At 66.5% G+C, this 11,990-nt stretch carries 6 protein-coding genes; 4 read left to right on the top strand and 2 right to left on the bottom strand.

What is annotated here, in order from left to right:
• Positions 1-343: 343 nt before the first annotated feature.
• Together ACIBL3_RS43290 and ACIBL3_RS43285 are read right to left on the bottom strand one after the other, a co-directional pair.
• A complete protein-coding gene (locus tag ACIBL3_RS43290; protein ID WP_396359844.1) occupies positions 344-880 on the bottom strand; it encodes a class IV adenylate cyclase in 537 nt (178 codons plus the stop codon).
• The gene (locus ACIBL3_RS43285; RefSeq protein ID WP_396359843.1) at positions 864-1,373 is read right to left on the bottom strand and encodes a hypothetical protein; all 510 of its coding nucleotides are present in this window, start codon (positions 1,371-1,373) and stop codon (positions 864-866) included. The genes ACIBL3_RS43290 and ACIBL3_RS43285 overlap by 17 nt, the downstream gene beginning before the upstream one ends.
• Positions 1,374-1,651: 278 nt before the next feature.
• On the opposite strand from ACIBL3_RS43285, the gene ACIBL3_RS43280 reads away from it, so the two are divergent.
• From ACIBL3_RS43280 to ACIBL3_RS43265, 4 genes are all read left to right on the top strand, one after another.
• A complete protein-coding gene (locus ACIBL3_RS43280) occupies positions 1,652-2,815 on the top strand; it encodes a NaeI family type II restriction endonuclease (protein WP_396359842.1) in 1,164 nt (387 codons plus the stop codon).
• 531 nt (positions 2,816-3,346) lie between these two features.
• A complete protein-coding gene (locus tag ACIBL3_RS43275; protein WP_396359841.1) occupies positions 3,347-5,428 on the top strand; it encodes a hypothetical protein in 2,082 nt (693 codons plus the stop codon).
• The gene (locus ACIBL3_RS43270; protein ID WP_396359840.1) at positions 5,418-6,338 is read left to right on the top strand and encodes a hypothetical protein; all 921 of its coding nucleotides are present in this window, start codon (positions 5,418-5,420) and stop codon (positions 6,336-6,338) included. Before ACIBL3_RS43275 ends, ACIBL3_RS43270 begins: the two co-directional genes overlap by 11 nt.
• The gene (locus ACIBL3_RS43265) at positions 6,241-11,841 is read left to right on the top strand and encodes a DEAD/DEAH box helicase (protein ID WP_396359839.1); all 5,601 of its coding nucleotides are present in this window, start codon (positions 6,241-6,243) and stop codon (positions 11,839-11,841) included. Before ACIBL3_RS43270 ends, ACIBL3_RS43265 begins: the two co-directional genes overlap by 98 nt.
• The last annotated feature ends 149 nt before the right edge of the window (positions 11,842-11,990 follow it).

Below are 11,990 nucleotides of genomic sequence, written 5' to 3'. Positions count from 1 at the left end.
GGCCAAGCCCCTGCGGGGTGGCCTCCGGCCAGCCGTGACGCCGGCTCCGGGCGAGCTCCCCAAGGCAGCCAGCGGGAGACCGGCCAACAACCAAACGATGAAACTCAAGTCTCTACGGTTTGAGGGGATTGCCGGTACGTCGATATGACCCCGGAGCGCCTGCTGTAGATCAGCTCGCTCAAGCACCATCTGAGCAGCAAAACTAGTAGTCGGAACCTTCGCCAGCCCACCCTCACCAGTCAACTCAAACAAGCCCATACATGCAGTCTGCCCCAGCCCAGCCCAACCGCTGTAGCGGGCCCTGGTGATGCCGGCGAGCGCCGCGGAATGGTGAGGGCGATCGTCACGCAGTGAATCTCAGGTCAGGAATCGCGCTCAGATCGATCCCGTACCGGGCGTACACCTTCGTCGTGTTCTCACCCGTCAACCGGTCCTCCGCGACGCCCAGCAGGTTGGCAACCTCAACAACGTGCTCGCGAGATTGCCCCTCGATCTCGAGGTACGGCGGGATCAGCGGCCACGAGTCGATCTCCAACTGCGCGCCTCGCAACTCGAAGCTCTCCCGCCGATTCTCCTGATACGACTTCGGCACGAACCCGATCCGCCCCAACAACTCATTGGCACCCTCGAAGTCCCCCACCACGACCTCGGTCTCCGTCGTACCGTCGATCCCGTCGTGCGCAATCTCCTTGACCGTCAACGTGACCGCACTGCCCGTATCCCGCAACCGAATCCACCGCGACGCGTCCCCCGCCTGAATGTCGTACACATACCGCCGCATCAGCCGATCCCCCACCCGACACCCACCCAGCCGAAGGATCCTGTCCGCCATCTCACCCGGCTCGACATCCAACACCTTCGCTTCAAACTCGATCGGCATCTGCCCCTCCCTCGGCCCCGTACTTCCTCGCCAGCTTTCGGAACTCGCTCTCCCGCAAGGAGAGAACCTCCTCCCGAAGGTCGCTGCGGACGAACTCTTCCACAGGCAGACACAGATCCATGCGCTGGATGCAGACACCGACCTGAAATGTGCCCCGACGATCGCGGTACAGCCGCACCCCGTAGTACCCCTCCTCGCAGTCAGTAGCGTTGTTGAAACGGCAGCCGGCGCATGTCCGAGGCAGGCGTACCGGCCGGATCTGCTTGAAGTAGACGACCCTTCCCGAACGCAGCCGGTATGCCGTTCTCCACCCCGACGCGCCCGCGGTCACACTCATCCCGATAGGGACCGCCTTCAACTCGACAAGGAGCCCGTTGATGGCCGCGATCGACTCCTCACCATCGTCGAGCGAGTTGAGAAGTCGCACTGAGATGGCTGGCGAGTACTCGGTCAGCAGCCGATGTACTCGCGGGACACGAGAGGCGTCCGGCATGACGATCCTCGCCGCGACGTTCTACCCGGCCGAGGTGGTCCGCCACGGGATCGAACTGATCGCCTTGATTTCCAGCACGCTTGCCGCAATCAACGAAGCGGAACTCGCCGAATCCGGATACGTCGCCAGATCCGCACAGTCACGCCGGATGTCAGCCGCAGGCGCTAACGTGTGCGGCGCCCGGCGTGACTCAGCGAACGTTGTCGGGACTGTCGGCTCTGGGACACGCGCGATCCGGGATTGCAGGCGGAGCCGACACTAGCTGCGACACTGCTTGCGTGGGGATCGAGATTGGCGCTCAGCCATCGTTCAGGGACAGCGAGGTTCCGCTTGCGCAGGACAGTCGAAAGCGCGCTGTCCGTCGCCGCCGTAATAGCTTCCGTACCTATCCGTCGCCGACTGAGGCCATGTCCAAGCCAACGAAGGCCTGGAAGCTGGGTGGCAGTCGCCGCCGGTCTTTGCCGCCTGAGCTGGCTCCGCTGGTCGATTGGTTTGAGACGCAGGAGGACGCGCGGGAGCGGTTTCGATGGGTCCTACGCGACTCACTCGATGAGTGCCTGGATGGACAGCGAACCGGGCGCTGGTGCTACCAGCACCTGACGAAAACTGAGAAGACGTACCTCGGGACAGCAGTTGAGGTGAACCTGACCAAGGAGTTCGAGATCGATAACGGCGTCGATCTTGACTGGCGTGTCGCGCAAATGGACGTGGACTGCAAATTCTCGAAGGACCTCGGGGGATGGGAGATCCCGATGGAGATGTACGTCTGCGCGGATCACGGTGAACGATCTGGCAACGCCGATCGTCCTGCCTTGCTCGTATGGCTCAACGACGACACCAGCCAGTGGGCAGTTGGTGCGATTATGATCTCAGATCAGGTTCTCCGATGGAAGATCGCCAAGGGCAAGCAAGAGCGGGTCCGCGCGTACAACCGCGACAACAAGCGGAGGCTCGATCCCGGGCACGCCGATGACGTCTACTGGCTCTGGGGTGGTCTTCAAACCGACCTGCCGACAAACCTCATTCTCAACCTCCCGGACGACGTGAGAGCACGCATCTTCTCGTTCACTACCTCCGGTCAGAGACGGGTGAATCAGCTGTTCCGCGAGGTTCAAGGGCGGATAGTCGGAAGGCAAACCGTGCTAACCGTCGCACAACAGGACGATGCGCCGAAGCGTGCGCGCGACGCGCGCCTTCAGCTGCGCGACGACGGTGTCATCGTGCTCGGACATCAGGGCGTGCACCCGAGGATCGCGAGTGCACTCGGGCTTATGGTGCCTGTCAAAGGGGAGTGGGTCGCCGCGCGGGTGAGACACGCAGCGGTCGGAGACGCGAAATCGTTCGAAGTCGATGGCGAGCGCTGGACGCTTGCAAACGAGTCCGATCCCGTCGAACCCGCTCCCGATCTGCCAAGTGATGCCGCTCGCTACGGGCGTTGGTGACCTGCCAAACATCCGCCTCAGATGAGGCTTGCACGTCCGCCATCTCTTAGCCTGTCAGAATTTGAACAACTTTCTTCGATGCGAGAGTGGGTGTTGGCACGGCGAATGGCCGACCACCCAATCTCAGTCTGTCCGACGACACTAGGGCGATGGCCCGGCGAAAAGGCATTCAGTACTGTGTCGGGCAGATTCGGCCAACGCGTGCCGCGACGGTTTGGTACATGGCTCTGGACGTCGCTCTCACGCTCAGTTACGCTCGTCCTGCCCCTCCCCCAAGGGCCCCCGAGCCCACTTCAAGACTGTGTGCTGACCTAACGGGAGGATCAGTTGTGGCGATTGCTGTATGTGCATTTGGCCTGCTCCCTGATTCAGAAGATCGCGACTCGAGGCAGTTCACGACCGACAAGTGTCGAGGCTCAAGAGGAGGCTTCCGTCAGGCTCCTCACGAAGTCGGCCGTAATCTCAGCTGTCCCCGACTAGCCTCCCGTGCGTGGCGGATTACTGTCCAAGTCCATCACTAGCGTTGTGCGCATGCCAACAACCGTCGATCTGAGCTTGCCGCCGGACTATCTCCGCTGGCAGGAGCGGCTTGCCCACGAATTCTTCGACGGGCGGGAGGGGCAGCCCGTCGTGATGTTCGTCGGGCTCGACGACCTCCAACGTCTCGCGGATCGCGGCGAAGACCCGCTTCGCGCGCTGGCAGGTGCGGTGAAGCGCCTGGTTAACCTCGGTCGCGGGGCCTCGATGTTCTCAGAGGTACTACGAATGGAGGCCGTCTGGCGTCGAGGGACACAGGATCAGCCACCTCCGACGCTGCCGGTACTCGCCCTCAGCGTGCTCGCCGCCTCGGAGATGCGCAACGACGCATCGGGGGCACGTCACAACTACTACATTCGGCTCTCCCATGCCCTGCTGCCGGACGGTTCCGACACCGAGATCGAATCCCTGCGGCACTCCCTCCGCGAGCGAGGCGCCTTTACCGACGTCGCTGCGATGTGGCAGCGCATCCACCGCTGGATCGGCGAGCAGGCGGGTGCCTTCGGTACCTCGACGATCCCGGAAAACCCGGAACTGAGCCGCATCGGCTATCCGCTGTCCCAGGCGCTTATCCGGCGCAGCGACCGGGCGGCGCTGACCCGTTTTTTCGACCGCATGCACCTCACGCGCCGGGGCGTGCCGCCGCCTGAGGCGCTCCTGGCCCTCTTGAAGGTGTGGACGCACCGCCGATCACAGGGATTCAGCGACCGCTTCGTGGAGGTGCTGGACGAGCCGGACGTCCAGGATTATCTGCGCCCGCTCATCCACGAGCTCGCCGTGGCCTGGGATGGAAAGGTCATCACGGCAGAAGGGTTGCGGCGGCTTGAGATGCGGCTTGCCGTCGACCTCGACCGAGGCAGCGCATGGTGGGTCATCCCGGCCGTGTCGGACGCTCCCAGCGACATCCTGAGCGGCACGACGGGCGGCACCGACTTCAGCGTGCTCATCACTCCTGACCCCTACAGCTCGATGTTCAAGACGGAGGCTTTGCCGCCAGTCGCGCCCGAGGCCCTGGCGCACGGTCTGACGGCTCGCGGCAGGCTCTGCGTGGCGGAGTTCCAGCCAGCCCGGTTCCTGGTCATGGCAGACAACGCTGACGCCGGCGGCTGGATGTCGGTCGACGCGATCCAGGCGTACGAGGAACACGTCTTCGTCGCAGCACCCGACGTACGGCCGCTGGTCGAGCGCGCCCTCGAGGTGGCAGCAGACTCCGGTTGGAAACGCATGAGCGACGAGATCGCGAGTCAGATTCTCGACGGCTACGCCATCTATTACGGGGTCACCTTCTCGGATCGCGACGCCCTGGAGCAGGCGATGCGGCTGCTCCCCGCGTCGCTCGCCGCTAACATCCGTCTGGGCACCACGGCGCGACCGAGGCTCATCAACGGGCTGCCGCTGCACCGCAACCTGAGCCGCAACACCTACCTGGCGGGCGGCGAGCCTGACCTTGAGCTGCCCGTCGGCGCTGAGCCCCGCGACGTCGAGGTACTGCTAGACGAGAACCGGAGCCAGGTCTTCCGCGCGTCCATGTTCCCGATCCCGTTCTGCCGCTTCGGGCCGTATGAGGAAGGCGACCACACCATCGGTGCGGACGGGGAGACGCTCACCTTCGTGGTGCGCCCCGGCTCCGGGGAAGCCTACGAGCAGCTGGGCGCGGGCGGGCTGTGCTGGCAGGACGGCGAGTTGGTGCTGACCGACGAGCGCGGAGACGTCTGCGGTGCCTGGACGGAAGAGCTCGACGATCCGGAGGTCGTGCTCGTTCGGCGGGGCGCCGTCGAGAACTGGCTGGTTGACCGCTCCGGACAGATGAGGGCGCTCGAGGAACCGGCACTACCCACTTTCGCCCCCAGCGTCCCCTTCATGTACTTCGACGTCCGCCGAGACCGTGGTGCGTGGCTGCTGCAGAAGCGTTCCAAGGGATGGCAGGTGACGCGGCTGCGGCCCGCCGAACCGGCCTTCCAGGCGCTAGGACCTGACGACTTCCGCGTCTGGAGTGAGGCCTCGGTCTCCGTGCGATCCGCTGACCGGCTGTGGCCGCTCTATGTCGCCGCGTGGGAGCGTGCCGATGGACGCTGACCTGCTGCTGACCTGGATCAGTGAAGTTTGCTCAGGCGATGTCCGCGACCTTCGCCAGCGCGTCGCCTGGGCGGCACGGGCTGCCGACCGCAGCCCGAAGCCGTACGAGACAGGGCGCTGGCTGCGGGACATCTCGGCGCTTGGCCACGCCGAGATCGACTGGCAGGGCGGTACCTGGGCGGTTGCGCCCGCTGTCGCGACCGTCCTTCCGGCGACCGGGGGAACGGCGGTCCTCGCCGGGAGTCGGCGCGTCGGGCTTATCGACCGGCTGGCAGAGATCGTCTCCGTTCATGTGGAACACTCCGCGATCCGCCACGACGGCCCATTGCCTGTGCCGTCGGCGGTCTTCGTGCAGGCTGACAGCCTCGGAGAGCTGCGCAGTTCGCTGGAGGAATCGGGCGTGGAGTACGTCGGCTGCGCCGCCCGGAGCATCGCCATGGGACTTCGCCAGATCGCGCTCGGAGCGCCCGCGGCACCGCCCGCGCGAGGTGACGCGGCCGAGCATCTTTCGTCGTGGGCAGAGGGGGTGCGGTTCTACTCCGGCATGCCCAGCGGTGACGGGTTGTGCCGCACCTCGGTTTACGGGCGGCCGAGCTACCGGTACCGCTCGAACGGCACCTGGTACCACACGGACCACGCCACGGGCATCCTGCTCGACCGTGCCGATCGTCGGATCAACGTCTTCCGCTGGAGGCTGGAGCGGGTCGCGGACGGCGAAGAGATCGGCACCGTCTTCATCGACCAGGGTGCGCCGCTGCCGCCCCTGCAGGCCCGCGCACTAGTGCTCTGCAGCGGGCTGCCCACCCAGTTTGGTGACGTCGCCCGCACCGCGATCTACCGCAATGTCCCCAGGGACATCGCCGTACTGGTGGCAAAATCCATTCGGCAACAGGTGTCCGTCCTCACCTGATTACATCCCGGAGGTATCGATGGTTTCCCTCGAAAACGACGCGCGCCGTGCGCTGGACGTCATGGGCACCTTCGACCGCCTTCGGGAAGCGTACTTCCGGTACTACGACACGCCGTTTGGGCTGACCGACGAGCGCCTGCAGCAGGAACGCCGGGCACTCTTCGACCGTGACAACGGCGCATTCCGTCTGCCGCTGGTCGAACTGCGGCCGGAGTATGTCACGACGGAGCGCACCCTGGCGGAATCTGCCGCCCTGGCCGGTGCGCCGCCGGAGCTCGCCGACTTCGCCAGTCGCGGGCTGATCCCGTCCGGTCGCCCGCTCTACCTGCACCAGGAGCACGCCCTGACCGCGGGTCTGACGCATGGGCGGAACATGATCGTCACCGCTGGCACGGGTTCCGGCAAGACCGAGTCGTTCCTGCTTCCCGTACTCGGGTCGCTGCTCGCCGAGTCCGCTGGCTGGGGCGGGGGACCAGCCCCCTTCGATCCGTGGTGGCGTGCCTCCGGGTCAGAGTTCGCTTCCCAGCGCGATGGGGAAGCCGGCCGCCCCAAGGCGGTGCGTGCGCTGATCCTCTACCCGATGAACGCCCTGGTCGATGACCAGTTGATGCGTATGCGCCGGGCCCTGGACAGCGACGCCATCCGGAGCTGGCTCGATACCCACCGCCGTGGCCACCGTTTCTACTTCGGCCGCTACACCGGCGCGACGCCGGTCACCGGATATCGGACGACCGAGATTGCACTGCAGCGTCTGCGGGAAGTGCTCGTCGCAACAGAGCAGCGCGGCGTGCGAGCCTCCCAGGTTGCCGCCGAGACCGGCAACGACGACGTCCGCTACTTCGTGCCTCGCCTAGACGGCGCCGAGATGCGCTCCAGGTGGGACATGGCCGACGCCCCGCCCGACGTGCTGGTCACCAACTACTCGATGCTCAACGTGATGCTGCTCCGCGACCGGGACAGCCACTTCTTCGACTCGACCCGGGCCTGGCTTGACGCCAGCCCGGATCACCGCTTCACCTTGGTCGTCGATGAGCTGCACATGTATCGGGGCACGGGCGGCACCGAGGTCGCCTACCTGCTGCGGAACCTCAAGCAGCGGCTCGGGCTCACCGAGCGGCCCGACCAGCTGCGCGTCCTCGCGGCTTCGGCCTCTATCGACGCCGAGCGGGACCAGCACTACCTCGAGGAGTTCTTCGGCGTGGATGCCGCGAGCTTCGAGTTCGTACCCGGCAGCCTCGCCATGCCCGCGTCAGCGCCATCGGGCACGGCAGCGCACGTCGCGGCCGTTCTCGCCGCTGAGGGCGACACGGCAGGCGATGTCGCCCGGCAGGAAGGATTGACCGACACTCTCCGCCGCGCCTTCCTCGACGAAGTGGAGGAAGGCAGCGAAAAGGCGGCGGCCCGCACCTTGAGAGACCTGGCGGAGCGGGTGTTTCCAGGCACAGCACCGGTTGATGCCGAGAGTGCTCTCACCAAGGTGCTCGCCGCGCTGGCGGCCAGCCCGAAGGACGGCGACCCCAAGCTGCGCGCCCACTACTTCTTCCGCAACGTGCCGGGAGTCTGGGCATGCAGCGATCCCAACTGCGCGGCAGCGCCTGAGAGCGAGGAGCCGCGTCCCGTCGGCCGACTGTATTCCGAGCCGACGACCCGGTGCGTTTGCGGTTCCCGCGTCCTGGAGCTGCTCTATTGCCAGAACTGCGGGGACGTGCTCCTTGGCGGCTTCACACCGGAGGGCCAGGCGCAGTCGACGCGGGTCGACACGCTGCTCCTGGCAGACGTGCCGGAGCTCGCCAAGCTGCCGGATCAAGTCCGGTTGGAACGCACCGCCAACAACTATCTGGTGTACTGGCCCAACCCGGCTGCGGGTCTCGACGCGCTCGACCGCAGCGACTGGAGCCGCGACAACAACCGCGTCCGCTACCAGTTCCGACGCAGCGAGCTGACGCCGGCGACGGGCGGTATCCGTAACGTCGGCACTCAGGGCGGCCACACCGGCTGGACCTTCCACGCATTCGTCCCGCCTGCAGCCCGGGCACACCGTGACCCGGCGACGATCAGCCCGTTCCCGACCCAGTGCCCCTCCTGCGGTGACGATTGGGAGATCCAGTATGCACGGGGAGGGCAGCGTCTTCCGCACACCGACCCGCTGACCCAGCGCTCACCGATCCGTGGCATGCGGACCGGTTTCGAGAAGATCAACCAGGTCCTGACAACTGAGCTCGCCACCGACCTGGCTGCCGACGACCGCAAGCTCATCATGTTCACCGACAGTCGCCAGGACGCCGCCAAGTTGTCGTCTGGGCTCGGCCTGCGCCACTATCAGGACCTTCTCCGCCTGCTGCTCCACAGCCAGATGGCGGCCCTCGGCGACGCGTCGGCCGACGTGGCCCGCGCGAAGGCGCATTTCGTCAACCGGGAACGGTCGGCCGAATCCTGGGCAGCGGTAGACCGGCTGGAGCAGCGGGACGCCGGCGTCTTCGGCCAGTTGCGTGACATCTGGGACGAGCGCCCCGGCACCAACCCGGACGATGAGCCGGACCTCATCGCACGGTTGGACAGAGGCCCCAGCATCGCCGCGTCGTCGGGAGCCATCGCCGGGCACCTACTCAGCATGGGCCTGAACCCCGGCGGGCCGCATGCCAGCCTGGAGTTCACCTCCAACGAGCGGAAGTGGACCAGCCTGTACGACTGGGACGCCAATCCTCCCGTCCCGCGCGCCAACCTCTCGGCACAGCAGGAGGCGCTCCGGGCCGACATCAATCACGCGCTGCTTGAGGAAGTACTCGAGGGGCTGTTCTCAGGCGCCGGCCGTGACTTCGAGTCGCTGGGGCTCGGCTGGCTTGCTCTCAGCGACGACAGCGACCCGATCAACATCTCGCCGGTATCAGACCTCGCCTACACGCGGGCCAGCCTCCGTGTGCTCGCCGATCTGCGCCGTTTCGACGGGCTCAGATCGCCGCGCCCGGAGCCGCCACGGCAGCTCCGCAACTTCTGGCGCGCCATTGAGCGTGACGGTGGGCCGAGCGAGGCCGAACTCCGCGGCATCTTCCTGACCCGCTGCGGCACCGCCGTCCCCGAGTACGTGATCGCCCCGGACCGCGTCGTACTCCGCCGGGCAGGCGACCTGGGCTGGGCGTGCGGCACCTGCGGACGACTGCACCTGACGAGAGGATGCGGCTACTGCACCCACTGCGGGCGCACCCTGCCGACGGCAGGTGCCCCGATCCAGCCCGATAGCGACTACTACGGCTGGAAGGCGGTCCGGAACGCCGGGCGGTTCCGCTTCAACTGCGAGGAACTCACCGGCCAGACCGACCGTATCGATGCCCAGGCACGCCAGGCGCGGTTCCAGGGCGTCTTCCTCAGCACGGGACAGCACGCCGAGGTGCCGTCCGCCGACGGTATCGACCTGCTCAGCGTGACGACGACGATGGAGGCCGGGGTCGACATCGGCGCCCTCTCGGCGGTCGTGCTGGGCAACATGCCGCCGACGCGGTTCAACTACCAGCAGCGCGTCGGACGTGCCGGTCGTCGCGGAAACCCGATCGCCATCGCCCTGACCGTCTGCCGGGGCCGCAGCCATGACGAGTACTACTTCGACCAGCCCGACAGGATCACGAACGACCCGACGCCGGAGCCGTATCTGGCGGTGGACCGCCGAGAGATCTTCGGCCGGTCGCTCAGGTCCGAGGTGCTCCGCCTGGCCATGCCCGACGTTGAGAAGGCGACCATCGACGGAGGCGGCGTGTTCACACCGACCGTCAACGTCCACGGTGCCTTCGGCCTGGTAACTGAGTGGACAGACGCCCGCCCGCACCTAGAGCACTGGCTGCTCGACAACCATGACCTGGTACGCAGCACTGCCGCCGCGTTGGCCGTCCGGACGCCGCTCGCAGCCGACTCAGTAGCGCTGGCAGATACCTGCGCCGCCGAGCTCCCGGCCGTGATTGACCGGGCAGCCGGTCCGGGTTCCGTTGGCCACGACGAGCTCAGCCAGCGCCTCGCGGAACACGGCGTTCTGCCGATGTTCGGCTTCCCGACCAGCGTCCGCTACCTGTATCTGAAGCGCCCGTTCCGGACGTACCCTTGGCCGCCGGCCGACGTCATCGATCGTGACCTCGCGATGGCGGTCAGCCAGTTCGCCCCGATGAGCGAGGTGGTGCGGGACGGCCGGGTCCACACCGCCGTGGGCGTGGCGGCGTTCGAGCCAATCGGCCGTCGGCCGAAGCACCCGACGACGGACGCCCTCGGCATCGACCGGACTATCTATCTCTGCCGGTCGTGCTCGTTCCTGTCCGATGAGAACCTGGGTGACATCGCGACCTGTCCGCAGTGCGGCTACGGTCCTGAAGGCTTCACCCGGATGCCGCTCCGTGAGCCCCTCGGTTTCCGCGCCGCAGGCCAGCGTGACTTCGACGGCAACTTCTCCTGGTCGCCACGGGCTATGGCAGCCCGCGCCCTCGCTGACCTCAGCCAGCTCCACCAGACGAGCCTGGGGCCCGCGTCCGCTTATAGCGGCCCGGGGCGCCGGTTCGTGATCAACGACAACGGCGGCAAACTCTTCCGCTTCAAGGCGGCAGCGACCGACAACGTTGACTGGGGCGGTTACGTCGCGGTCGAGGCAGTCGAGAAGGGAATCCTTCTGCCGGCGGTCGCCACAGGGGATCCGTTCGAGGTCGCGCTTGGTGCCGTGCAGCCGACCGACTTCCTCTTCCTGGGTCCTCAGACGGGCACGGTCCCAAGTGAGGGGTTGCGGTTGAACTTCTCGGCTGGTCTTCAGCCCTATGGGGTCAGCGAGCTCACCGACGGTCGGCGCGCCGCTTGGTACTCGCTGGCGTTCCTGCTCCGTAAGGTCGCGGCGTCCGAGCTCGACATCGAGCCGCTCGAGCTTGTCGCCGGTATCTTCGCGGGATTGGCCGCCAACAACGAGCCCGCGCCCTATGCCTTCATCGCCGACACCCTAGAGAACGGGGCGGGGTTCTCTACCCATCTAGGGCGGGACGACGTGCTGCCGACCCTCCTAGATGCCGTCGAGCACTACCTCGGCCGGTTGGCGGAGGAAGACCACGCCAGCGTCTGTTCGGCGTCCTGCTACAAGTGCCTGCGCGACTACGGGAACATGTCCTACCACGCGCTCCTCGACTGGCGTCTGGCACGCGATCTGCTCCACGTGCTTCGGCATGGAAGCCTCGCCGTTGAGCTGGAGCGTCTGCGGGCGGCGCTCGCAACGTGGTCGCACGGCTACGGCGCGACAGTGCTGACCAGCGTCCCTGGTGCAGCCCGGTTCCGGCATCCGCGCATCGGCGACCATATCGTGATCGTGCGGCACGCCTTGGAGGCATCCGAAGGCAAATTCATGGCTGACCGCCTGGCCGATGCGCTCGCGCAGGTCGAGGCAGAGGAAGAGGGCATCGGCGGCGTGGTCTTCGTCGACAGCATCACCCTCGACCGTGATCCCGGCAGGGTCTTCCAGCTCTGCGAGGATATCGGCGGGCGCGAGTGAGCCACCCAGCGTCGGCGCTGGCTGGCGATCACCCTTCCCGCACCTGACCTGAGTCGCACAGGTCGGCTCGCGATGCAATGAGCCAGTGAGATCAGATACGGACCTCGAGTCGAAGGAGGAGGTCGCGACCGCGATCCCCGCGGTGTCTG

The sequence above is a fragment of the Kribbella sp. NPDC050124 genome (assembly GCF_044460355.1).
In the GTDB taxonomy this organism is placed as follows: domain Bacteria; phylum Actinomycetota; class Actinomycetes; order Propionibacteriales; family Kribbellaceae; genus Kribbella.
This window is presented reverse-complemented; position numbering and strand designations above follow the sequence as displayed.

What these genes read in the sequence shown, in the direction of transcription:
- ACIBL3_RS43290 (WP_396359844.1), bottom strand. Translation starts at nt 880, where the DNA reads ATGCCGATCGAGTTTGAAGCGAAGGTGTTGGATGTCGAGCCGGGTGAG.
- ACIBL3_RS43285 (WP_396359843.1), bottom strand. Translation starts at nt 1,373, where the DNA reads ATGCCGGACGCCTCTCGTGTCCCGCGAGTACATCGGCTGCTGACCGAG.
- ACIBL3_RS43275 (WP_396359841.1), top strand. Translation starts at nt 3,347, where the DNA reads ATGCCAACAACCGTCGATCTGAGCTTGCCGCCGGACTATCTCCGCTGG.
- ACIBL3_RS43270 (WP_396359840.1), top strand. Translation starts at nt 5,418, where the DNA reads ATGGACGCTGACCTGCTGCTGACCTGGATCAGTGAAGTTTGCTCAGGC.